Annotated in this window: 20 protein-coding genes and 1 riboswitch; of the genes, 7 read left to right on the plus strand and 13 right to left on the minus strand. The window is 67.8% G+C overall.

What is annotated here, in order from left to right:
- Nucleotides 1-5 precede the first annotated feature (5 nt).
- The 3 genes from GDIA_RS06620 to GDIA_RS06630 are packed head-to-tail and all read right to left on the minus strand — an operon-like array spanning nt 6 to nt 2,610.
- Entirely contained in the window at nt 6-539 is a 534-nt protein-coding gene (locus GDIA_RS06620; RefSeq protein ID WP_012553712.1) for a gamma carbonic anhydrase family protein, read from the minus strand.
- Nucleotides 529-1,212: a GntR family transcriptional regulator gene (locus GDIA_RS06625; RefSeq protein WP_012223262.1), complete on the minus strand. Its 684-nt coding sequence runs from the start codon at nt 1,210-1,212 to the stop codon at nt 529-531. The genes GDIA_RS06620 and GDIA_RS06625 overlap by 11 nt, the downstream gene beginning before the upstream one ends.
- A gap of 54 nt (nt 1,213-1,266) precedes the next feature.
- The gene (locus tag GDIA_RS06630; protein WP_144880163.1) at nt 1,267-2,610 is read right to left on the minus strand and encodes an MFS transporter; all 1,344 of its coding nucleotides are present in this window, start codon (nt 2,608-2,610) and stop codon (nt 1,267-1,269) included.
- Between the two features lie 233 nt (nt 2,611-2,843).
- Between GDIA_RS06630 and GDIA_RS06635 the strand changes: the two genes are divergently transcribed.
- A complete protein-coding gene (locus GDIA_RS06635) occupies nt 2,844-4,115 on the plus strand; it encodes a CaiB/BaiF CoA transferase family protein (protein ID WP_012553714.1) in 1,272 nt (423 codons plus the stop codon).
- On the plus strand, nt 4,112-4,939 hold the full coding sequence (locus GDIA_RS06640; RefSeq protein WP_012223256.1) for an enoyl-CoA hydratase: 828 nt from the start codon (nt 4,112-4,114) through the stop codon (nt 4,937-4,939). Before GDIA_RS06635 ends, GDIA_RS06640 begins: the two co-directional genes overlap by 4 nt.
- Before the next feature lie 8 nt (nt 4,940-4,947).
- Here GDIA_RS06640 and GDIA_RS06645 read toward each other — a convergent pair whose 3' ends face one another.
- The 8 genes from GDIA_RS06645 to GDIA_RS06680 all read right to left on the minus strand — a co-directional run bounded on the left by GDIA_RS06645 (nt 4,948) and on the right by GDIA_RS06680 (nt 15,512).
- A complete protein-coding gene (locus GDIA_RS06645; RefSeq protein WP_012223254.1) occupies nt 4,948-8,157 on the minus strand; it encodes an error-prone DNA polymerase in 3,210 nt (1,069 codons plus the stop codon).
- A 70-nt stretch (nt 8,158-8,227) separates the two neighbouring features.
- Nucleotides 8,228-9,712: a DUF6504 family protein gene (locus tag GDIA_RS06650; RefSeq protein ID WP_012223252.1), complete on the minus strand. Its 1,485-nt coding sequence runs from the start codon at nt 9,710-9,712 to the stop codon at nt 8,228-8,230.
- Complete coding sequence (locus tag GDIA_RS06655) at nt 9,609-10,406, minus strand: ImuA family protein (RefSeq protein ID WP_012553717.1); 798 nt, start codon at nt 10,404-10,406, stop codon at nt 9,609-9,611. The genes GDIA_RS06650 and GDIA_RS06655 overlap by 104 nt, the downstream gene beginning before the upstream one ends.
- A 69-nt stretch (nt 10,407-10,475) precedes the next feature.
- Nucleotides 10,476-11,342 (minus strand): SDR family NAD(P)-dependent oxidoreductase, encoded by an 867-nt coding sequence (locus tag GDIA_RS06660; RefSeq protein ID WP_012223248.1) that lies wholly within the window; start codon nt 11,340-11,342, stop codon nt 10,476-10,478.
- Nucleotides 11,342-12,784 (minus strand): sensor histidine kinase, encoded by a 1,443-nt coding sequence (locus GDIA_RS06665; RefSeq protein WP_012553718.1) that lies wholly within the window; start codon nt 12,782-12,784, stop codon nt 11,342-11,344. The genes GDIA_RS06660 and GDIA_RS06665 overlap by 1 nt, the downstream gene beginning before the upstream one ends.
- A complete protein-coding gene (locus GDIA_RS06670) occupies nt 12,784-13,488 on the minus strand; it encodes a response regulator transcription factor (protein WP_012553719.1) in 705 nt (234 codons plus the stop codon). The genes GDIA_RS06665 and GDIA_RS06670 overlap by 1 nt, the downstream gene beginning before the upstream one ends.
- A 104-nt stretch (nt 13,489-13,592) precedes the next feature.
- A complete protein-coding gene (locus tag GDIA_RS06675) occupies nt 13,593-14,624 on the minus strand; it encodes a glycosyltransferase family 4 protein (protein ID WP_012223238.1) in 1,032 nt (343 codons plus the stop codon).
- Nucleotides 14,625-14,684: 60 nt separating this feature from the next.
- On the minus strand, nt 14,685-15,512 hold the full coding sequence (locus GDIA_RS06680; RefSeq protein WP_012223236.1) for a UDP-2,3-diacylglucosamine diphosphatase: 828 nt from the start codon (nt 15,510-15,512) through the stop codon (nt 14,685-14,687).
- Between the two features lie 168 nt (nt 15,513-15,680).
- A riboswitch (cobalamin riboswitch) is annotated at nt 15,681-15,898 on the plus strand.
- A 120-nt stretch (nt 15,899-16,018) separates the two neighbouring features.
- Here GDIA_RS06680 and GDIA_RS06685 point away from each other — a divergent pair.
- From GDIA_RS06685 to GDIA_RS06705, 5 genes are all read left to right on the plus strand, one after another.
- Nucleotides 16,019-18,163 carry a TonB-dependent receptor plug domain-containing protein gene (locus GDIA_RS06685; RefSeq protein WP_012553720.1) on the plus strand — a complete coding sequence of 715 codons (2,145 nt, stop codon included), beginning with the start codon at nt 16,019-16,021 and terminating at the stop codon, nt 18,161-18,163.
- Nucleotide 18,164: 1 nt separating this feature from the next.
- Nucleotides 18,165-19,001 carry an ABC transporter substrate-binding protein gene (locus GDIA_RS06690; RefSeq protein ID WP_012553721.1) on the plus strand — a complete coding sequence of 279 codons (837 nt, stop codon included), beginning with the start codon at nt 18,165-18,167 and terminating at the stop codon, nt 18,999-19,001.
- Between the two features lie 74 nt (nt 19,002-19,075).
- Nucleotides 19,076-20,005 (plus strand): FecCD family ABC transporter permease, encoded by a 930-nt coding sequence (locus tag GDIA_RS06695; protein ID WP_407635501.1) that lies wholly within the window; start codon nt 19,076-19,078, stop codon nt 20,003-20,005.
- A complete protein-coding gene (locus GDIA_RS06700) occupies nt 20,002-20,760 on the plus strand; it encodes an ABC transporter ATP-binding protein (RefSeq protein WP_012553722.1) in 759 nt (252 codons plus the stop codon). Before GDIA_RS06695 ends, GDIA_RS06700 begins: the two co-directional genes overlap by 4 nt.
- Nucleotides 20,760-21,368, plus strand: a complete 609-nt coding sequence (locus GDIA_RS06705) for a histidine phosphatase family protein (RefSeq protein WP_012553723.1) — start codon at nt 20,760-20,762, stop codon at nt 21,366-21,368. The genes GDIA_RS06700 and GDIA_RS06705 overlap by 1 nt, the downstream gene beginning before the upstream one ends.
- Here GDIA_RS06705 and GDIA_RS06710 read toward each other — a convergent pair.
- Nucleotides 21,340-21,666, minus strand: a complete 327-nt coding sequence (locus tag GDIA_RS06710; RefSeq protein ID WP_012223229.1) for a zinc ribbon domain-containing protein YjdM — start codon at nt 21,664-21,666, stop codon at nt 21,340-21,342. The two genes, GDIA_RS06705 and GDIA_RS06710, sit on opposite strands and share 29 nt — an antisense overlap.
- A 49-nt stretch (nt 21,667-21,715) precedes the next feature.
- A complete protein-coding gene (locus GDIA_RS06715) occupies nt 21,716-22,585 on the minus strand; it encodes a peptidylprolyl isomerase (RefSeq protein ID WP_244455115.1) in 870 nt (289 codons plus the stop codon).
- Between the last annotated feature and the right edge of the window lie 48 nt (nt 22,586-22,633).

Consider the following 22,633-nt stretch of genomic DNA (forward strand, 5'->3'; position numbering starts at 1 on the left):
GCCCGTCACCCTGCCTGGCCCGCCGCACGCAGGCCGGTGCGATAGGTCCGCGCGCGTACGCGATAGGACAGGCTGGCCCGCTTCATCATCTCGGCATGCTCGGGCGTGATCGTGCCCACGATCCGGCCAGGCTGGCCGCGAATGACCGATCCGTCGGGAAAGTCCTTGCCCTCAGGGATCAGCGTGCCCGCGGCCACCAGGCAGTCCCGCCCGATCCGCGCCCCGTTCATGATGACCGATCCCATGCCGATCAGCGACCCGTCGCCGATCCGGCAGCCATGCAGGACGACCATGTGACCCACCGTCACATCCGTGCCGATCAGCAGCGGGAAACCCGGGTCGGTATGCAGGACGGAATTGTCCTGCACGTTGCTGCCCGGTCCCACGACGATCGCCTCGCCATCGCCGCGCAGCACGGCGCCGAACCAGATGCTGGCGGCGGCCGCCACCGTAACGGCGCCGATCAGAGTCGCGTTCGGCGCCACGTAGCCCGCTTCGGGCGACAGGTCGGGCGCGCGGCCATCGAAATCATACAGCATCCTGTTTTTCATCCCCGCCCAGCGCGGCCAGCGCGATCCGCGCGCTGGTCCCCGTGATGTGATCCTGCATCAGGCGCGACAGCAGCGCCCCGTCGCGCCGTGCCAGCGCATCCATGATCGCGGCATGCTCCGCCACCGCCACCGCCCAGTCGCTGTCGCATTTCTTCAGGATGAAGCGGCAGGAATGAATGCGGGTCAGAACCTGCTGATAGAGTTCCGACAGTGCGGGATTGGCGGCCATGGCGAAAATCGCTTCATGGATGCGCCGGTTCTGGCGCAGGTAGCGATGTTCGTCACGCCGTTCGTAACTGTCGATCATCTGTTCATGCAGGGTACGCAGATGCTGGATGTCGCGCGGCGTCACCCGCGCGCAGGCCAACGTGCCGGCCAGCCCTTCCAACGCGCCCATGATGGGGAAGAGATCGCGGATATCGGATTCCGTGATCTGGGCGACGATGGCGCCGCGGCGCGGCAGCAATTCGACCAGCCCCTCGGCCGCCAGCACCTTCAGCGCCTCGCGTAGCGGCGTGCGGGAAATGCCGAACCGGTCGCACAGGCCGCGTTCGGCGATTTTTTCACCCGGCACCAGCACGCCATCCAGGATCATGCCGCGCAATGCGGTCGTGACCGTATCGTGCAGGTTCAGGCGCGGGATACGGGTCGGCGACGTCATGACGAATATACTCTCGGGGTGGGTAGGCGGCAGGCCCTTGCGGCGGGCCGCATGTTAGCGTCCATGCGCGTTGCGGACAGTGTGAATCGGCAGCGTGGGCGCCCCCGGCCCGTCCGCCCGCGCGCCGGACGGCAGGAAATGGAAGGCCAGCCCGGCCCCGGCCAGCAACAGGACCACCGGGCCATAGAACGGCAGGCTGTAGCTGTGCGACACCTGGATGATCAGGCCGAAGGCGAAGGGCGACAGGATGCCGGCCACGGCCGAGCCGGTATTCATGATGCCGCTGCTGGTGCCGGCATAACGGGGCGCCATGTCCATCGGGATCGCCCAGATCGGCCCGACCGTCAGTTCCAGGAAGAAGAAGGCGGACGCCAGCGCCAGGCCGACGACCGCCAGGTCATGCACGAACAGGGCCGGCATCAGGCAGATCATCGAACCGATCATGCTGGTGATGATGACCTGGCGCCGCGCCTGCGGCAGGTTGCCGTGGCGGCGATACAGATAATCGGTGAACAGGCCGCCGCACGTATCGCCGGCCACGCCCGCGGCGAACACGCCGAACGAGAACAGCGCCGTATGTTCCAGGTCCAGCCCGTACGCCTGCACGAAGAAACTGGGAAGCCACGTGATGTACAGCCACAATGTCCAGTTGTAGCAGAAATAGATCAGGGTCGCCGGCATCATCCCGCGGACCAGTTCGCCCCACGGCAGGTCGCGCAGCCCCGCCCCGCTCCCCTGGTCGATCACCGGCAGGTCGGCCAGGTCGGCCGGGGTGATGGCGGGGTGCTCGGCCGGCCGGTCGCGGAACGCCAGCGCCCAGGCCACGGTCCAGGCCAGACTGACGCAGCCCAGTGCCATGAACGCGCCGCGCCAGCCCAGCCATAGCGCGATCATCACCGTCAGCGGCGGCGTGATGGCGTTCGCCAGCCGCGACGAGGAATGCATCATCCCCTGGGCATAGCCGCGATGGGCCGACGGCACCCAGGCGGTGACGGCGCGCGTGGCGGCGGGAAAGGTCGCGCCCTCGCCGATACCCAGCAGCAGGCGGATCGCCAGCAGCGAGAACAATCCCCCGACCAGGCCGGTGGCGACCGTCGCCACGCCCCAGATGACGCCGCACACGACCAGGGTCCGGCGCGCGCCCAGCCGGTCGGCGACGCAGCCCCCCAGGATCTGGAGCAGCGCATAGGGATAGCCGAAGGCCGACAGGGCCAGCCCCAGCTGGATGTTCGACAGATGCAGGTCCCGCGCCATCATCGGCGCCAGGGTCGAGATATTCACCCGGTCGACATAGGTAATGAAATACATCGCGCAGATCAGCCCGAAGATCCGGCCCGGAACGGTCGTGACGGTACGACGGAGATACGCGACAAGCGTCGCATTCGTGCCCATGGACATGGTCGGCCCCATTCTTGTTCTTTTTCTTGAACCTGCCGTCGCTGGGCAGATCGGCAGCATGACGGTGGCATTGCATCCCCCGGACCGGCCCCCCCCGGCCGGTCACAGAACGGAGTACGGTCGTCGCGCCCCCCTGTGGATGCTTGTGATGCCCCGTCGAATGGTATTATGAATGCAAAATACCAACACCCGTCCACTCACGAAGACGGGAAGGAACAGGGAGATTCCCCACGATGGACAGTATGCTCCAGGCTGACGCCCCGTCCCCCCATGATGACGACACCGCGCAGGCCGCGCCCGGCGCGGGCCGTCCGCTGCCGCTGGCGGGCATCCGTGTCCTGGACGTGACCCAGGTCATGGCCGGACCGGTCTGCACCATGCTGCTGGGCGACCTGGGGGCCGACGTCGTCAAGATCGAACCGCCGGGGACGGGCGACCAGACGCGCAGCGCCATGGGGTTTCGCATGAAGGGCGACGACAGCATGGGATTCCTGAACATGAACAGGAACAAGCGCAGCGTGGCCCTGAACCTGAAGAACGAGTCCGGCCGCGCCGTTTTCCTGGAAATGGTGAAAACCGCCGATATCGTCGTCGAGAATTACCGGCCGGGCGTGATGCGCAAGCTGGGGATCGATTACGAAACCCTGTCGCGGATCAATCCGCGCCTGGTCTATGCCAGCATCTCGGGCTTCGGCCAGACCGGCCCCTGGGCCCAGCGCCCGGGTTTCGACCTGATGGCGCAGGCGATGTCGGGGGTGATGAGCGTGACCGGCCATCCCGGCGGGCCGCCGGTGAAGGCCGGCGTGCCGGTGGCCGATATCGGCTGCGCGCTGTTCGCGACCTATGCGATCCTGGCCGCCTATATCGGGTGCGAGAAGACGGGGCGCGGCCAGTTCATCGATGCGTCGCTGTTCGATTCGGCGCTGGCCTTCTCGATATGGGATATCTCGGAATACTGGGGCAAGGGCACGATCCCCGAACCGCTGGGCACCGCCAACCGCATGAGCGCGCCGTACCAGGCTGTCCGCGCCGCCGACGGATATTTCGTGATGGGGGCGACGAACCAGAAATTATGGGTCCAGCTCTGCACCGAACTGGACCGGAAGGACCTTCTGGACGATCCGCGCTTCGCCACGATTTCCGACCGGCTGGCCCATCGCGTGGCGCTGATCGAGGAACTGGAGAAGAGTTTCGCGACCCGCACCGCCGAAGACTGGGTCGCGACCCTGCTGGCCAGGGGCATTCCGGCCGGCCGCATGAATACCTATCCCGAAGCGTTCGAGAGCGAGCATGGCATGTTCCGCGAGATGCGCATCGACATTCCCCATCCGGTCGAAGGCACGATCCCCAATATCGGCTTTCCCGTGAAGCTGCGCGGCACGCCGCAGGCCGTGCGCCGCCCCCCGCCGCTGCTGGGCCAGCACACGCACGAGGTCCTGGCCGAACGCGGCCTGTCGGATGACGCCATCGCGACCCTGGCGGCCGAGGGGGCCTTCGCGCCGTGACCGGCGCGAGAGACGGGCACGCCGGTCACGGCGCGACAGACGAGCGCGCCGCCGCCGGCCGGGTTCGGCTGGCGATCGACCAGGACGTGGCCCACATCACCTTCGACCGGCCGGCGGCGCGCAATGCGATGACGTGGGCGATGTATGCCGATCTGGCGGACGCGATCGCGCGGATCGGCGATACGCCCTCGGTCCGGATCGCTGTCCTGCGCGGCGCGGGGGGCAAGGCCTTCGTGGCCGGCACCGACATCGCGCAGTTCCACGCCTTCCGCACGGGCGAGGACGGCGTGGCGTACGAACGGAAGATCGATTCCTGCATCACGGCATTGGATCGGATCGGCGTGCCCACCCTGGCGGTCGTCGAGGGCTATGCCGTGGGCGGTGGACTGGCGATCGCCAATGCCTGCGATTTCCGCATCGCGGCGGCGGGGGCCCGGTTCGGGGTGCCCATCGCGCGCACGTTGGGCAACTGCCTGTCGGCGGCGAATGTCGCGCGGCTGGAACGGGGGCTGGGCGTGGCCTGGGTCAAGCGGATGCTGCTGCTGGCCGAAATGCCGACCGCCGAGGACCTGGCGCCGACGGGCTATCTGTGTGCCGTCACCGCGCCCGGGGAACTGGACGGTGCCGTCAGCAGGATCTGCCGCCGGATTTGCGACCATGCCCCCATCACCATCGACGTCACACGGGAAACGGTACGCCGGCTGGAAGGCGGCGCGGCGCCGGATATCTCCGACCTCATCAGCCGCTGCTACGGCAGCGCCGACTTCCATCGCGGGGTCGCGGCGTTCGGAACCGGCACGCCCCCGCGATGGGAGGGGCGCTGAGAAGAATCCTAACGGAAATCCCGGGCGGGAATAACCGGTACCATTCCCGCCCGCAGGTCCGCGCGGCCGATTTCCGACAGCAGGGGGGTCAGGTCTTCCAGGTGCTCGGTGATGACGTGGATGACCTCGCCCTCGCGCTGCAGGCGGCCGTGGCAGGCCAGCAGGCTGGCCGACAGGACGATCCGCCGCTGGGCGGCAATCCGGTCCTTCCACAGGACCAGGTTGGCCATGCCGGTTTCATCCTCGATCGTCATGAACAGCACGCCCTGCGCCGTGCCCGGCCGCTGCCGCATCAGGACCAGTCCGGGCACCACCACCCGCCGCCCGTCACGCAGGGCGCGCAGGTCGGCGCACGCGATCATGCCGCGATCGCGCAGCCCGTCCCGCAGGAACGCCACCGGATGGCGGCGCAGGGTCAGGCCGGTGGCGTGGTAATCCTCGACCACCTCCTGCCCCTCGGTCATCGCCGTCAGCGGGACGGACGGTTCGACGCATTCGGGCAATGGCCGGTTGAGCCCCCGGTCGGCGGCCGCGAACAGCGGCAGCGGAGACTCCGCCAGTCCCTTGATATCCCACAGCGCCGCCCGGCGGTCCCGCCCCAGCGCGTGGAAGGCGTCGGCCTGGGCCAGGCATTCCAGCGCGTCGGGGCCCAGGCCGGACCGGCGCCAGACATCCTCGATCCCGTCATAGGGGGGCATGCGGCTGGCCACCAGGCGGGCCGCATCCGTGTTGGACAGGCCCTTGACCATCCGCAGCCCCAGCCGGACGGCCGTACTTCGCCCTGGTGCGCGTTCCAGCGTGCAGTCCCAGCGCGACGCATTCACGCAGACCGGGTGGACCGTCACGCCGTGATTGCGCGCATCGCGCACGATCTGGGCCGGGCGGTAGAATCCCATTGGCTGGCTGTTCAGCAGGGCGGCGCAGAACACGTCCGGGTAATGGCATTTCATCCAGGACGAGGCATAGGCGATCAGCGCGAAGGACGCCGCGTGGCTTTCGGGAAAGCCGTACGATCCGAATCCTTCAAGCTGGCGAAAGATCCGTTCGGCGAAATCGCGCGGATAATGCCGTGCCATCATGCCGTCGATCAGACGGTCGCGGAAATAGGTGACGGTGCCATGGCCGCGAAACGTGCCCATGGCGCGGCGCAGCGCATCGGCCTCGCCCGGCGTGAAGCCGGCGCAGCGGATGGCGATCTGCATCGCCTGTTCCTGAAAAAGCGGGACGCCCAGCGTCTTGTGCAGGATATCCCTCAGTTCCGGCGACGGATAGTCCACCAGCGACCGGTCGGCGCGCCGTTGCAGGTAGGGATGCACCATGTCGCCCTGGATCGGGCCGGGGCGGACGATCGCGACCTGGATCACCAGATCATAGAATTCCCGGGGCTTCATGCGCGGCAGCATCGCCATCTGCGCGCGGCTTTCGATCTGGAACGTGCCGATCGTGTCGGCGCGGCTGATCATGGCGTAGGTGTCCGCGTCACCTGGCGGGATGCCCGACAGGGTCAGCCGTTTTCCGTAATGGTCTTCCAGCATGTCGAACGCGCGGCGCATGCAGCCCAGCATGCCCAGCCCCAGCACGTCGACCTTCATGAAGCGCAGCGTGTCGATATCGTCCTTGTCCCAGACGATGATCTGCCGGTCGTCCATCGCCGCCGGCTGGATCGGCACCAGGTCGTCCAGCCGGTCGCGGGTCAGCACGAAGCCGCCCGGATGGGTGCCCAACTGCCGGGGAAAGCCGATCAGTTCCCCCGCCAGTTGCAGCGTCAGCAGCAGACGCCGGTTGCGCAGGTTCAACCCCAGTTCCCGCGCCCGTTCATGAAACGCGTCCTCGTCGAACGACAGGGCGCCCAGATGGGTGGACAGCAGGCCCGTGACGTCGGCCGGCAGGCCCAGCACCTTGCCCACGTCGCGCAACGCCCCGCGCGCGCGATAGCGCATGGTGGTGGCGCACAGGGCGGCGCGGTCCCGGCCATAGCGACGATAGATCCACTGAATGACCTCCTCGCGCCGCTCGCTTTCGAAATCGACGTCGATATCGGGCGGTTCCTGGCGTTCGGCCGATACGAAGCGTTCGAACAGCAGGTTCGACGAGGCCGGATCGATCTCCGTGATGCCCAGCACGAAACAGACGGCGGAATTCGCCGCCGACCCCCGCCCCTGGCACAGGATACCCTGCGACCGCGCCTGACGGACGATGGTATGCACCGTCAGGAAATAGGGCGCATAATGCAGGTCGCGGATCAGGCCGAGTTCGTACTCCACCTGCCGCCGCACCGGATCAGGCGCCCCGGCGGGATAGCGGTCGCGCAGGGCGGCGCGGGCCAGCCGTTCCAGGCGGTCCTGCGGGGTCTCGGACGGATCGTCGCTTTCCTCGGGATACTGGTAGCGCAGGTCGGCCGGCGAGAAGGTGCAGCGTGCCGCGATCTCCCGCGTCCGCGCCAGGGCGGCGGGATGTGCTGCATACAGCACCGCCATCTCGGCCGGGGATTTCAGGTGCCGATCGGCATAAGCCTCGCGCCCCTGCCCCAGTTCGTCGATCGTGCAGCCGGTGCGGATGCAGGTCAGGACGTCCTGCAGCATCGCCCGGGCCGGTTCGTGATACAGCACGTCGCCCGTCACCACATCGGCCACGCCGGCCGCTCGCGCCATCTCTGCCAGGCGATGCAGCCGCACGGCATCGCCTGGCCGGCGGCGCAGGGTCAGCGCCAGATAGCCCCGGTCGCCGCACAGCGCGCGCAGCCAGTCCAGGTCCCGCGCCAGGGCCGCGTCCGGATCGTCCGGCAGCAGGATCAGGATCAGCCCGTCGGTCGCCCTGTGCAGATCCGCGCGGCGCAGCCCCGGGGCCGTGCCGTCAGCGGCCTTGCGCTTCGATGCGGTCAGCAGCCGGCACAGGCGCCCCCAGGCAGCACGGTCGGTCGGATAGGCCAGCAAAGGCGGCCCGTCCCGCAGGACCAGCCGGCACCCGACCACCAGCCGCACCCCGTGTTTTTCCGCCGCCTTCCAGGACTGCACGATGCCGGCGACGCCGTCATGATCGACGATCCCCAGCGCCGCATGGCCCAGTGCCCGCGCCCGGGCGAACAGTTCATCCGGGTGGCTGGCGCCGCGCAGGAAGGAATAATTCGTGACGGCCTGCAGTTCGGCATAACTTGGCAAGGATTCTTCTTTTTCTGAAGAAAAATAAGCAAAAAGACTTTTATCTGTTATGAGATTCATGACGATCCCGGCACATAACTATAAAATTAATAAAAGTTTTTTGGTTCTTTTTTTCAAAAAAGAACAACTCTTAAAATAATCCATGCAAAAACCAGCAGGGCACGGCAGTCCGAAACAGCCAGAAGCGGCGGCCGCCATCGTCCTCGACGATCCAGTAGTCGCGCACCGGATCATCCTGGGCACGGTGCCACCATTCCCCCCGAACCCGCTCCGGCCCATCGGTCCGCGCCACGGCATGGGTCCGGCCGCGCCAGGTGAAGGCGCGCGGCGGATGGTCGGGCAGCAGCGCGATCACCCGGACCGGTTCGGGGGCGGCCAACAGGCGGATCGGGCGCGGCCAGGGGACATGCCAGGGGGCGGCAGGGCGACCCGCCGCCGGCATGCGGCGCTGGCCGCGTTCGGGTATGTGGGTCGCCACCGCATCCAGGCGAAAGACCCGCCCGGGGCCCAGCCGGTTGGCCAGCCGGTCGGCCAGGGCCGACAGCGCCTCCTCTCGTTCGGCGTCGCCGGATTCCCCCGTGCCCCTTTGGGCCGGCATCATCCGTTCGGCGGCGGAGACCAGCAGATGCATCGCCTCGACCCCGAATCCAGGGTCCACGTCCCCGATCCGCTCCACCAGCAGCCGGCCGAGATGCGCCGGATCGTGAACCGCCCGCGCCGTGCCGACGCGCACCGCGCAGGCCGTGCCGTCCACCCGTTCGCAGATCAGGTCCAGCCGCCGCGCGCCCATCCCCCGCCCCCGCAAGGTGGCGCAGAGATCGGCCAGCAGCACGTCGATCACGACGCGAAAGGATTCGGGGGTGGAGAGCGGCTCCACGAAGCCGCGCCGGGCCTGCATGGCATCGGGCGCCAGGACCGGGCGGATCGGTTCCGCCACTTGGCCCGATGCCTGGTCCAGCCGCGCCAGCAACCGGGGGCCGAAACGGCGGGCCAGCGGCGCGCGCGGGGCCGCGCGCAGCGCACCGATGCGGCCCAACCCCAGCCGATGCAGCATGTCGGCGGTACGCGGCGCGATCCGCAGGGCCTCGACCGGCAGGGGGTCCAGCGCCGCCTGATGGCCACCCGGCGGCACGACGGCCAGCCGCGCCCTTCCATGCCGGGCCAGCGCGTGCGCCGCCCCCGGCGTATCGGCGATCGCGGCCCGGCCGGACAGGCCGCGCCGCCCCAGGCCGTCCAGCAGCCGGGCCAGCATCGCGGATTCGCCGCCATGCAGATGGGCACAGCCCGTCGCGTCGATCCAGATCCCATCCGCCCCGTCCGGCGCGGTCAGCGGCGCCATCCACAGACACCACCGGACCAGCCCCGCCAGGGCGGCCGCGTCCTGTTCGGGGGCCGCCGGCATGACCAGCAGGCCGGGAACCAGCGCCTGGGCCTGGGCCAGGGGCTGGCCGGGCGTTACGCCCCGGGCGCGTGCCGCCGCGTCGGCCGCCGCGATCACCTGTCGCCGCCCGTCATGCGACCGCGTGACCAGCGGCTGGTCCGGCGGCACCCCGTGTTGCCGCCGCAGCCGTTCGACCGGCAGGAACGGCAGCCAGAGCGAGACGATGCGGCGCATCCCCGACCTCCATGATCCATGATGCGGGGCGGCCGCCCCGATGGCGCAGCAGGTCCACCGACCAGTGCGCGACGCCCACGCCCGGCACCGTGGGATACGCCGCCAGCACGGCGCCCGACGGCAGGGGGCCGATGCGCCAGCGGGTCGCGCAGGCCGTCGGCTGCAGCAGGGCGGGATCGTCCGGCCGGCTGGATCGCCGGATCAGGAATCCCGTCACGCCGGCGGCTTCCGCCGCCAGTTGCAGCCGCCGCGATGCCGTCAGCGACAATGCCCCGTCCAGTTCCGCCACCACCGCGACGACGCCCCGGCTGTGGAGCGCGTCCTCGCACACCGCCAGGCGATCCCCGGCCTCGGCCGCGATGCACAGCAGGCGGCCGGGATCGACACCCGCCCGGACCAGGCCGGGCCCATACAGGTCGAACCCGCCCCCGATCCAGGCCACGGGCCCCGGCGCCAGCCCCAGAATATGCGCCACGAACCGCGCCGGCAGCGCCGCCAGGGCAGTATCGCCGCCACGTCCCGTCACCTCGTGCACCGTGCCGCGCGGCAGGCCGCCCCCCAGATGCCGGTCGACCTGCGGCACCCCCAGGGGCCAGAACGCCGACAGGGATGCACCCTCCCCCCGGCCGTGCTCGATCCGCGCGATCTGCGCACGCAGGCGGGCCAGCAGGTCAGTGCGCTCCGTTCCGGTCATTCTCCCCTCCAAGAGAAGAACATATAGTGAACAAATTGCCCGTGGGAAAGCGGAATTCGCCGCCCGCGCCTACCTGCCGCCGCCGCGCCGGACGAAACGCCGGTAGCCCAGCCGGCCGGCCAGGGTCAGGACCGGCAGGGCCAGGTCCAGCAGCCGGGGCAGCAGCAGGCAGAGATTGGCGAACAGCCCGTCCATGGCCGGCAGGAAGGTTTCCCGCCGGGGATGGCGGCAGATCCGCACGATGCGGCGTGCGACGTGGTCCGGGTCGGCCGGGGCGCTGACGAAATTCAGGACCGATCCTCCCTCGGCCATTTCCCGGCGCAGCATCGGCGTATCCACGGCAGCGGGAAAGACGGACGAGACACGGATTCCCTGTTTCCGGACCTCCCGCGCCAGACACATCGCATAGCCACGCAGGCCGAATTTCGCGGCCGTATAGGCCCCGCAGCCCGCCAGCGGCAGCGCGCCGGCCATGGAATTGACGAAGACGACATGCCCGCCGCGCTGCATCCGCCCCAGCAGGCGCGCCGTCAGGTCGATCGGCCCCGTCAGGTTGACCGCGACCTGCGCGGCCAGTTCGTCCGCGCCCTGCGCGGCGCTGTCCCCGGGATGGATCACCCCGGCGCAATGGACCAGCAGGCTGACCGGCCCATCCTGCGCCAGGATGGCCGAGGATGCCGCCGCGATCGATTCGGCCCGTCCCAGATCGCAGGCCCGCAGCGTAACGGGCATGTCGTCCGCGAACCCCGCGCCGGCCATCGCGCCGGCCATCGCACCCTGGCGCGACAGGACCGTCACCCGGTAACCGGCCCCGGCCAGCAATTCCACCACCCGCCGCCCGATCCCGCCCGTCCCGCCGGTCACGACCGCCAGGGGCCGCCCCCCATCGGCAACGGCGGGCGCGGGAGAAGCCAGGATCTCGGCAGTATCGGTCACTATCTGTCCCCCAGGCGAGTCGGCCCGTCGGTTGGGTCAATCGAGGCGATATGCGGCAGGATGACGGTGCAACGCAAACCGGGCCGGTTGTCCGACAGGGCGATCGTGCCGCCATGCAGCCGCACGATCGCCCGCACCAGGCTGAGGCCCAGCCCGCTGCCGGGCACCGACCGGCTGTCGTCCAGCCGGACGAAACGGTGGAAGACCCGTTCGCGGCTGTCGGGCGGAATGCCGGCCCCGTCATCGGCCACCACCAGCATGATCCGGTCGCCCGACAGCGTGGCCCCGACGGTGATGTGGCTGCCATGCGGCGTGTGGTTGATCGCGTTTTCCACCAGGTTCGACAGCATCTGCATCAGCAGGACCGGATCGCCCATGACGGTCCCGGAAACCGGACCGGAATCGAGGGAGCGGACGGCCAGGGCCTGTCCCCGGTCCTCGGCCACCGGACGAAAAAGGTCCACGACCTCCCTGACCAGACCGCCCACGGCGACGGGCATGACGGTGCCGGTCGAAATCGCGGCCTCGATCTGCGACAGCCGCAGCAGCGACGAGAAGATTTCCAGCGCCGAATCCAGGTCCTCGACCGCGTCCTCGATGGTGGCGCGGAACGCATCGGGCGTGTGGTCGGCGACCGATGCCGCTTCCAGCCGCTGTCGCAGGCGCGAGAGCGGGCGGCGCATGTCGTGCGCGATGTCGTTCGAGACCTGCTGCAGGCTGGCGATCAGCCGTTCGTTGCGCTCCAGCATCGCGTTGAGGGCGTGGGCCAGGTCATCGAATTCGTCATTCGCCCCCTGATGGGGAATCCGCTGCGAGAGATCGCCGTTCATGATCCGCCGCGCGATCGCGCCGATCGTCTCGATCCGGCCCAGGATGATGGCGCTGAGGATCAGGCCGCCCCCCACGCCCAGCACGGCGAACCCCACGAGACTCCAGCCCACGACGATCCGGAATTCATGCCGCAGCCGGCGCAGGGGCGATGCATCGATCCCCACGAAGAAATAACCGCCATCGACCAGGACCAGGCCCTGGCCGTACACCAGGCCGTTCGCCTCGCCGAAGGGCCGCCGATGCGCCCGCGACAGCCAGCGACTGCCGGGCACGGGGCGCAGATTCAGCATGTTGCCCGCCATGACGTGGCCCGAACCATCCTGCAGCAGATAGAAGAAATCCGGTTCATGGCGCACCAGGTCCCGCACGACCGGCAGAAGATGCTCCAGGTCCCGCGTGCCGGCCGCCGACAGGGCTTCCGCCTGTTCCGTCGTGGCGGCACGGCGGATCTGGCCTTCCAGCGAACGCTGGCTCCGCCATCCCGACAGCAGGATCACCAGGATGCCCGACAGCATCAGGAACCCCGCGAACAGGATGACGATCCGGAAGGACAGGCTGGACGTGAGCCGCCGCAAGGTGCGGAACCGGCCCCTGCCGGCCGGGGACATCATCACGATTCCGCGCCCGCCACGCCGCCCATGACGTAGCCGGCGCCACGAATGGTCTGGATCACCTGCCGCCCATCCGGCCCCAGCTTGTCGCGCAGGCGGCTGAGATGGGTTTCGACGAGATTCGTGTGCACCGGAAAATCCACGTTCCAGGCGTGCAGCAGCATCCGCCGCGACAGGATCGTCCCTGGATTGCGCATGAAATATTCCAGGATCCTGACCTCCTGCGGCTGCAGGAACAGCTTTTCCCCATGACGCGTGACCTCGCGCGTCAGCAGGTCCAGCGTGATGCCCGCCGCCCGCAGGACGGTGGCGTCCCGCGCCAGGCCCATCCGGCGCAGCAGGACCGCAACCCGGGCCGCCAGTTCGCGCACCGCGAACGGCTTGACCAGGTAATCGTCCGCCCCGCCCCGCAGGCCGCCGACGCGGCTGTTGACCCCGTCCATCGTGGTCAGGAACAGGACGGGGATGCGAATTCCGACCTCGCGCACGCGCTTCAGAATCGCCATGCCATCCAGGCCCGGCAGCATCCGGTCCAGCACGATGACGTCCCAGTGCCGGCCCAGGGCCGCCGACAGCCCGTCGGTACCGTTGGCGACCCACGTCACGCCGATCCCGTCCCGCGCCAGGCCATCGCGAACATAGGCGGCCGTATGAGGATCGTCTTCGACCAGGAGCAACCGGACAGGGGAAGGAACATGGGTCATGGGGCCCCGCCGAGGATAAAGCCGCCCTCCCCCTCGTAAAGGGCGTCCACGGTAGATTGGGATTTTTTAAGATAGGCCGGATCAGGTGCTTGCGGACGACGATCCTAACCATCGACCCGCTGCGCCCGGACGATGGCGTCCAGGAACATGCGCGCGCAGGAATCCCAACTGAAGCGTGCCGCATGGGCGCGACAGGCCGCGCGGTCGCCCTTCAGCGCGGCCAGGATATTGGTCCGCAGGTCCGGGCCGATCGCCCCAACCGCCGAGACCCCGGGCGGCAGGATGTCGCGCGGGCCCGTCACGTCGAACGCCGCGACCGGCAGGCCGCAGGACAGGGCTTCCAGGATCACCAGCCCGAACGTGTCGGTCAGGCTGGGAAACACGAACACGTCGCTGGCGGCATAGGCCGCCGCCAGGTCGGCACCGTCCAGGTAACCGGTGAACACGACGCCGGGGTAGCGCGCAGCCAGTTCGGCGCGGTCCGGCCCGTCCCCCACCACGATCCTGGTCCCCGGCAGGTCGAGATCGAGGAAGGCCGTCAAATTCTTCTCGACCGCCACCCGCCCGACCGAGAGCAGATAGGGCCCCGGCACGCCGTGGAGCGCCTGCCAGTCATGCCCGGTCGTGCCGGGGCGGAACCGGTCGGCATCGACACCGCGCGTCCAGCATTCCAGGTGCCGGAAGCCGCGATCGTTCAATTCCCCCAGCATGCTGGGGGTCGGCACCAGTGTCAGTGCCGCCGCCGCATGGAACCAGCGCAGGAAGCGGTAGGGCAGACGTGTCGAAAGACCGGTGCGCGCGCGGATATATTCCGGAAAGCGCGTATGGAACGAGGTCGTGAAGCATCGCCCGTTACGGATCGCCCAGCGGCGGGCGGCCAGGCCCAGCGGGCCCTCGGTCACGATATGGATCGCGTCGGGCCGGAATTCCGCGATCAGCCGGGACATCTCCCGCCCGGGCAGGATGCTCAGCCGGATTTCCGGATAGGTCGGGCACGGCACGGTGCGGAACAGGTGTGGACCGACGACCCGAACGATCTGGCCCATCGCCCGCAATTCGTCGCTGAGGCGCGAGATGGTGCGGACCACGCCGTTGACCTGGGGATACCAGGCATCGCTGACGATCAGGATGCGCAAGGCACGCGGAGCCACCGTGACGCGCGGTGCCGTGTCGAGAACCGCAAGCTGCGCCGTCATTCAGGCACCGGCCGGGAACAGGAACGAGGCCAGGCGCGACGGCGCCCCGGTCCGGCGGCGGACATCGGTCATGTCCAGCAATTCCATGCTGCCGTCATGATGTTCCACCAGGGCGCTGCAGCTTTCGACCCAGTCGCCGTCATTCATGTAGAGTATCCCGTCCAGATCCTTGATGACGGCATGATGGATGTGGCCGCAGATCACGCCGTCCACCCCGCGCCGCCGGGCCTCGTCCGCCACGGCGGTCTCGAACCGGTCGATGGCCATCAAGGCGCCCTTCACCTGCCGCTTCAGCCATTGCGACAGCGACCGATAGGGCAGGCCCAGGCGGCGGCGCACCTGGTTGAACCAGCGATTGACGACCAGCGCCACGGTATAGGCCCGGTCGCCCAGCATCGCCAGGAACGGGGCATAGCGGACCACGCTGTCGAATTCATCCCCATGCAGGACGAGGAACCTCTTGCCCGAAGCGGTCACGTGCTCGACCTGCCCGCACAGCCTGATGCCCGCGACTTCCAGCCTGTGAGGCAGCAGGCGGCGGAAAATTTCGTCATGATTGCCCGGGATATAGAAAATCTCGGTCCCCGTGCGGCCCATGCGCAGGATCAGGTTCACGACGTCGTCGTGATGGGCGTTCCAGAACCAGGACCGCTTGAGCTTCCATCCGTCGATGATGTCACCGACCAGATAGAGACGCTGGCATGTCACGTTGCGCAGGAATTCCGCCAGCAGGTCCGCGCGGCAGTCGCGCGTGCCCAGATGAACGTCCGAAAGGAAGACGGCCCGATAGCTGGCGGAGGCGGGTCGGTCGTTCAGAATCACGTTCATCGCGAACAGCACACCCTGATGAGAGACGGGCCCCTTCTAGCCGCATCCCCCCGTTTCTTTTATGTATCTTTCGTGAAATCCCGACGCGGGACATCACCTGCCGCCAATAGCATGCCCACCCGCGGAACACTGAAAAATCGTGTCGGACTTGACAAGAAGATCTGGTACGATTAGAAGTATTTCGACGGTTCCTTCTTGTCAGAAGGATTAAAAGGGAACGAAGTGCGGATTACGGTCCAATGCTTCGGCTGTCCCCGCAACTGTAAGCGGTATGTCTGTGCGTCGCCGGATATCATGGTCCGGACCACTGGGAACACTCATCCCGGGAAGGTTATGCAGGACGTGATGCCGCAAGCCAGGAGACCTGCCGTCTGCATTGGTTGCGACCGGGAACTGTCGGGCGGGGTGTCCTGACGGTGTGGTGTCATCGTCCGTCGCACAGACGGGCGGCCTTATGACAGTACGCTCTCGTGGCAACGATGATGTGACCGCGAGACCTGGACCTGATGAGTGTTTTCCGTAATCTGTTGATCGCTTCGAGCACGTTCGTGGCGATGGGAACCTGCGTGGCGCAGGCTGACGAGCCCGCGAAGCAAGCTGCCCCGGCCAAGCGATCGAAGCCACATGTTGTCCAGGGCGGCGACCAGGCCGGCAAGTCGAAGCCCGCGACCACGTCATCGAACGTCCCGGCCCGGACATCCAGCCCCGCCGTTTCCACGCAGACCGCCGAACTGCCCGAACTGATCAGTGTCAGTGCCGCGCGCCGGCCGACCTCGGTCGACGATATCGGCACCAGCATGACGATCGTGACCGAACAGCAGATCCAGACCCAGCAGCGCCGGGGACTGGCCGATATCCTGGAGCGCCAGCCGGGCCTGAACGTCGTGCAGACGGGTGGCCCCGGGGGGACGACATCCATTTTCATGCGCGGCAACAACGCGAACGAGGTCAAGGTCCGTCTGGACGGCATGGACGTCAATGACGGCAGTTCCGCCCAGGGTATGTTCGACGCCGCCCAGTTCATGACGGACGGCATGGGACGGATCGAGATCCTGCGCGGCCCGCAAAGCGGCCTGTATGGCGCGGATGCCATGGCAGGCGTGATCGATATCACCACGGCGCAGGGGGAAGGCCGCTTCAAGCCCTTCGTCCGGATCGAAGGCGGCGGATACGGCACCTTCAACCAGGTCTTCGGCGCGCGCGGCAGCAAGGGGCGCTTCCATTACAACGTTGAATTTTCCCATTACCGAATGGACGGATTCAACAACATCCCGTCTTATATCGAGCGCGCCTACAACGCCGACTGGCGGCAGCGCCACGAAGGCAATCGCAACGACAACCGCAGCGCCAATATCCGCCTGGGGTATGATGTTGCCCGCAATTTCGACCTGGGCCTGACGACCCGCCTGATACAGGGAAACAACCACAGCTATTCCCTCTATGACCTGCAAAACGAGTATTTCGGATATTCCGGCGTGCGCGAACAAAACAACACGAACGAGGCGATCGTGCGGGGTACGGCGCATCATGTCTCGTTCAACGGGCTGTTCGACCAGGTGATCGGCCTGGGATACATGACCAACCGCAATCGCTGGACGGAGACGGGAACGAGCTATGGCAGCCCGATCAACCCCGATCCCGATTACTACCGTTCCGACCGGTTGAAGATCGACTGGCACGGCACGTTCAATTTCCGGCAGTACGGTCAGTTCATGGTCGGCGCCGAACATTTCCACGAGACATTCAATACCAGCCAGGCCGGCGGCATTTCTGGTCCCGGATATGACACGTCCGCCGGCATGGACACGACCGCCGGATACGGGCAGTACCAGGGAAACTGGAACCACATCCTGTATGGCGCCGCCAATATCCGGTATGATGCGAATTCACGATACGGCAACCATGTGACCTGGCGCGTGGCGCCCGCCATCCATGTTCCGGGCACCGGCACCATCATCAAGGCCAGCGCCGGTTCCGGATTTCATGGACCGTCCCTGTACCAGCTCTTCGCCAACCAGGGCGGGTACGGGTATTCCGAAAAGGGCAATCCGAACCTGAAGGCCGAACAACTGATCGGCTATGACGCCGGGGTCGAGCAGAAGCTGCTGCATGATAGCCTGAATTTCGGCGCGACCTGGTATGACAACCGGGTCCGGAACCTGATCCAGTCGACCCTGTCCATTGATTCCTCCTATAACTACAACTATTCGTACGCCAACGTGGACCGGGCGCGCATGTACGGCGTGGAGGCCTTCCTGAACTGGAAGGCACGCCGCGACCTGCAGTTCAACCTGAGCTACACCTGGACCCATGCGCGCAACGAGACGGACGATACGGAACTGCAGCGCCGTCCCCAGCATAAATTCAACTTCAACACGACATGGACGCCCATCCAGGACCTGACCTTTTCGGGAAACATCCTGTACACCAGCGCCTGGCGCGACCTGCCGGTCATCGGCAGCGAATCATGCAGCGTATGCGCCAAGGGGCATGGCTATTTTACGATCGATATCGCCGCCAATTACAAGATCAACAGATATGTCTCGGTCTATGCGCGCGCGGACAACCTGCTGAACAGGCAATATGAGGACCCGATCGGCTACCTGCAGCCCGGGCGCGCGGGCTATGGCGGCTTTACGCTGAATTACTGACATGAAACGGGCGCTCTGGGGCATGGTGGCGGGTTTGCTGGCATGGACCAGCGCGGGCCAGGGCCGGCCGTTGCCCCGGGTGGCGTCCCTGAACCTCTGCACGGACCAGCTTGTCCTGATGCTGGCCGAACCGGAGCAGATCGTCGGGCTGAGCCCGATTGCGCGGGACTGCTGGAGTTCCGTTCTGTGCGAACAGGCCCGCCATGCCCCCGTCATGCGGCCGACGGCGGAAAATATCGTCTCGGCCCGCCCCGACGTGGTGCTGGGGGGCGTCTATACGGCGGCGGTCGCCATGCAGGCGGCGCGGGAGGAAGGGGCCCGGGTCATTGCCTTTCCCCCCGTCAAGGCGCTGGCGGATATTCCCGCCCAGATCATGACGGTGGCGAATGCGGTCGGGGCGCCGGAGCGCGGGCGGGCGCTTGCCGATGCCTTCGTCGTCCGCCTTGCGTCCCTTTCGGCGGACCGCCGGCCCGATGATCCCACCGCCGCCATTTATGCCGCGAACGGCTTTGTCATGCACGGCGGATCGCTGCCGGACGACGTGCTGGCCCATGCCGGTTTTCGGAACTATGCGACCACCATGGACCTGGCGCCATCGCCCCGCCTGCCCATGGAAGTGCTGATCGCCCATCCGCCCGACCTGCTGATTCTGGATCGTTCCGGCCAGGGCCATTCGCTGGCGCAGGCCCTGCTGGACCATCCGGCCTTGCAGCAGGCTTTCGCGGGACGTCACCATCTGGACCTGCCCGCGCGCCTGTGGCTGTGTGGCCTGCCACAGACATTGGACAGTATCGCCATGCTGCGTGCCGCGCGCCAGGACCTTGGACCATCGCCGTGACGTCCGCCCGGAAGATCCTCTGGCTCAACGTCCTGCTGGCCGTGGCGGTGGTGGGCCTGTCCTGCGCCTCGCTGATGTGGGGCGAGACGCGGCTGTCCTTCCTCACCGCGCTGAGGGACATGGCGGCGGGCCGGCATACGGCGGGCGCGATCATCGTCGGCCAGTTGCGCCTGCCCCGCACCCTGCTGGCCGTCGTGGTGGGGGGCGTCCTGGGATTGTCCGGCGCCGTGCTGCAGGGCTACCTGCGCAACCCGCTGGCCGATCCGGGCATCCTTGGCGTGTCGGGCGGGGCGGCGCTGGGGGCCGTCATCGTCTTTTATACGGGATTGATGCAGGTCTCCGTGGCCATCCTTCCGCTGGGCGGACTGGCCGGCGCGCTGTGCGCCACCGCGATATTGATGGGGCTGGTCGGGCGCAGCGGCGCGCTGGTCCTGCTGCTGGCCGGTGCGGCGCTCAGCAGCTTTGCCGCCGCCCTGACGGCCCTGACGCTGAATCTGGTGCCCAGCCCCTATGCCTCGTTCGAAATCATGCACTGGGTCATGGGATCGCTGACGGACCGGACGTTCACGCATGTCTGGATCAGCCTGCCGGGCGCGATCTGCGGCACCCTGCTGATGCTGTCGGCCGGACGCGCGCTGGATGCGCTGACGCTGGGCGAGGATGTGGCGGAAAGCCTCGGCTTCCGGCTGTTCGGGCTGCGGGGCGTCCAGACGCGGATCGTGCTGGGATGCGCACTGGCGGTCGGGTCCTGCGTCGCCGTTTCGGGGGCCATCGGGTTTGTCGGCCTGGTCGTGCCGCATCTCCTGCGGTCCCTGACGGGCTACCAGCCGTCGCGCCTGCTGCTGCCGTCCCTGCTGGGGGGAAGCTGCCTGCTTCTGCTGGCGGATATGGTGGTGCGCCTGGTGACGGTGGGACCGGAACTGCAACTGGGCGTGCTGACGGCGCTGGTCGGCGCGCCGGTTTTCTTCGCCCGGGTCATCATGCTGAAGAGGACGGCGTCATGATCCTGATGCAGGCACAGGATATCTCGTTGACGCGCGGCGGTCGCAAGGTCGTCGATGCGGCATCCCTGACATTGGAGGCCGGGCGCGTCATGGGCCTGATCGGCCCCAACGGCGCGGGAAAAAGTACCGCCCTGCGCATGCTGGCGGGGCTGCTGACGCCCGATTGCGGTCATGTCCGGCTGCAGGATCGCGATATCGGCCGGATCGGGGCGGAGATGCGCGCCCGGCAGGTGGCCTTCATCCCGCAGGACGGGCAGAAACCGCCCCCCATGCCGGTACGGGCGCTGGTGGCCCTGGGACGCCTGCCGCACGGACAGGCGGGCGAACGGGCGGCCGGCCATCCGGTCGTGGAGGACGCGCTGGCCGCGACCGACATGCTGGAACTGCAGAATCGTCCGGCCAGCCACCTGTCGGGCGGCGAACGGGCGCGGATGAACCTGGCCCGCGCGCTGGCCACCAGCACGCCGGTCATCCTGGCGGACGAACCCATCGCCGCCCTCGATCCCGCCCATGCCCTGTCGATGATGCAGTTGTTTCGCGTTCTGGCGGCCCAGGGCAAGGGGATCGTCGTCGTGTTGCACGACCTGGCCCTGGCGGCCCGGTTCTGTGATGAACTGGTGCTGATGCACCAGGGCCGTGTCGTCCGGCATGGCCTGCCCGAACAGGTCCTGCAGGATACCATCATGGGGTCCGTCTATGGCGTGACGGTCAAGCGGATCGAAAATGCCGTGATCCCGTGGGCATTGTGCCGCTGATGCCCACGGAATCAGGCATCGCGACCGTGACGGCTGCCGCTTCCGTCCTGCTGGTGCGCCACCCCCCGGTCCAGGTCGCGGCCGGCCTGTGCTACGGCCGGCTGGATGTCGGGTTGCTGCCGGGATGGGAAGCGCGGGCCAACGGCCTGGCCGTGCTGGCCCGGGGTGCCGCGATCCGCATGATCCACAGCGCGCCCGCCACGCGATGCCGGCTGGTCGCCGAGCGGCTGGCCCGGGCGACCGGGCAGACGCTGCGGATCGATCCGCGCCTGGCGGAGCTGGATTTCGGCGCCTGGGAGGGCACGCCCTGGGCGGCCCTCGACCGCGCGGCACTGGATCAATGGGCCGCCGACCCCGAAGGCTTCGCGCCGCCCGGCGGCGAAAGCGGCGGCGCGCTGCGCCGCCGGGTCACGGCATTCTGGACCGACCTGCGCGATGCGGGACAGGCCGCCTGCGTCCTGACCCATGGCGGGCCGCTGCGGCTGCTCTACGCGCTGGCGGCCGGGCGAACGCCGCATCTTCTGGCGCCCGCGCCGCCGCAAGGCAGCGCCCGCCTGTTTTCCCTGGACCCGCGCGCGTTCACGCCTTCCGCAGGAACTCGGCCTTGAGCATGTAGCCGCCGGCCTCGACCGCGTGGTCGCCGTCCCGCAGGCGGATATTCTTGATCTTGGTCCCGACTTTCAGCGTCGTGGAGGAACCCTTTACCTTGAGGTCCTTGATCATCACCACCGTGTCGCCATCGGCAAGGACCACGCCGTTGGCATCGCGTATCACCTCTGCGGCGGGGGCAGCGTCGGCGATGTCGACAGGCCATTCATACCCGCAGGTGTCGCAGACATGGTTCGCCCCCTCGACATGCGTCTCGTCCAGGGTGCATTGCGGGCAGGCGGGCGTAGGGATGCTCATGCACGGGACTTACCCCCCCGACGTCCGGCATACAATCCCCCCGCATCTGTCAGGGTTTCCGGCGCGTCGGCACCGGAACATTGCAGAGGGTGACGCCATGCGCCGGTTGGACGAAGAATGGGTCCGTGCGGTTGGCGCGGGCATCCAGATAGGCCGAAAAAGCCGCATCGTCGGTGCGCATCACCTGAAGACGCGGCTGCTGCGCGCGGGGCAGGTCAACGGCAAGCGAGATGCTGCGAATTGCAATATCCTGCGCCTTGTCGGCATAAAATCCCAAGGCCGCCGTCCCGCGCGGCAATGCGCCCAGATGTTCCATGCCCGTCAGGACGCGGCCCACGACGGCCAGATTGCGATCAAGCTGGCGCGGTGCCTCGCCGTTGACCGCATACAGTTCCTGCCCATCGCCGGTATCGGGCGGCATGTCGCGCGCCACACCGATCATGCCATAGCAGTGCGCAAGCCAGACACGGTTCCCGTCCGTCCCCACCGGCCATCCTGCGGCGAACCCGGTGGCCGGTGCATACGGATCGGAAAAACCGAGTGGGCGAATGGCAATTCCCTGGCGGTTGCGATCGTATTCCGCCGGCGGATGCGCGACAAAGTCCACGGGCGGTTTCGCCTTTTCGTCGCGCGGGGCCCATTGCACGACGTAATCGTCCTGCACGCGGATGACGGCCCCGCCATCCCACACATGCGCGCGCGCCAGATGCACGATATTGCCGGTATGGACCGGCGCGAACTGCGGCGCGAGTTCGATCACAATTTGCGCGCCATCGCCCAGCGTCATCACCAGAAGCCGGTCCGCCGGCACGTCGGCCCAGGCCGTGCCCGGCGCATGGGCCACGATCTCGGAAGGGCTGGGCGCCGCGATCGCCACATTCGGCAGCAGCAGGGCGAGGATCGGCAGAAGACGACGCATGACGGCGATCATGCCTGCCGCGACTGGGGCACGGCAAGCCGGAAACCG

It is taken from the genome of Gluconacetobacter diazotrophicus PA1 5, assembly GCF_000021325.1.
Taxonomy (GTDB): Bacteria; Pseudomonadota; Alphaproteobacteria; order Acetobacterales; family Acetobacteraceae; genus Gluconacetobacter; species Gluconacetobacter diazotrophicus.

Bases quoted from the DNA above. Each gene is read 5' to 3' on its own strand.
- GDIA_RS06620 (WP_012553712.1), bottom strand. From the start codon at position 539: ATGCTGTATGATTTCGATGGCCGCGCGCCCGACCTGTCGCCCGAAGCG.
- GDIA_RS06625 (WP_012223262.1), bottom strand. From the start codon at position 1,212: ATGACGTCGCCGACCCGTATCCCGCGCCTGAACCTGCACGATACGGTC.
- GDIA_RS06630 (WP_144880163.1), bottom strand. From the start codon at position 2,610: ATGTCCATGGGCACGAATGCGACGCTTGTCGCGTATCTCCGTCGTACC.
- GDIA_RS06635 (WP_012553714.1), top strand. From the start codon at position 2,844: ATGGACAGTATGCTCCAGGCTGACGCCCCGTCCCCCCATGATGACGAC.
- GDIA_RS06645 (WP_012223254.1), bottom strand. From the start codon at position 8,157: ATGAATCTCATAACAGATAAAAGTCTTTTTGCTTATTTTTCTTCAGAA.
- GDIA_RS06650 (WP_012223252.1), bottom strand. From the start codon at position 9,712: ATGCGCCGCATCGTCTCGCTCTGGCTGCCGTTCCTGCCGGTCGAACGG.
- GDIA_RS06655 (WP_012553717.1), bottom strand. From the start codon at position 10,406: ATGACCGGAACGGAGCGCACTGACCTGCTGGCCCGCCTGCGTGCGCAG.
- GDIA_RS06665 (WP_012553718.1), bottom strand. From the start codon at position 12,784: ATGATGTCCCCGGCCGGCAGGGGCCGGTTCCGCACCTTGCGGCGGCTC.
- GDIA_RS06670 (WP_012553719.1), bottom strand. From the start codon at position 13,488: ATGACCCATGTTCCTTCCCCTGTCCGGTTGCTCCTGGTCGAAGACGAT.
- GDIA_RS06680 (WP_012223236.1), bottom strand. From the start codon at position 15,512: ATGAACGTGATTCTGAACGACCGACCCGCCTCCGCCAGCTATCGGGCC.
- GDIA_RS06685 (WP_012553720.1), top strand. From the start codon at position 16,019: ATGAGTGTTTTCCGTAATCTGTTGATCGCTTCGAGCACGTTCGTGGCG.
- GDIA_RS06690 (WP_012553721.1), top strand. From the start codon at position 18,165: ATGAAACGGGCGCTCTGGGGCATGGTGGCGGGTTTGCTGGCATGGACC.
- GDIA_RS06695 (WP_407635501.1), top strand. From the start codon at position 19,076: ATGTGGGGCGAGACGCGGCTGTCCTTCCTCACCGCGCTGAGGGACATG.
- GDIA_RS06700 (WP_012553722.1), top strand. From the start codon at position 20,002: ATGATCCTGATGCAGGCACAGGATATCTCGTTGACGCGCGGCGGTCGC.
- GDIA_RS06705 (WP_012553723.1), top strand. From the start codon at position 20,760: ATGCCCACGGAATCAGGCATCGCGACCGTGACGGCTGCCGCTTCCGTC.
- GDIA_RS06710 (WP_012223229.1), bottom strand. From the start codon at position 21,666: ATGAGCATCCCTACGCCCGCCTGCCCGCAATGCACCCTGGACGAGACG.
- GDIA_RS06715 (WP_244455115.1), bottom strand. From the start codon at position 22,585: ATGCGTCGTCTTCTGCCGATCCTCGCCCTGCTGCTGCCGAATGTGGCG.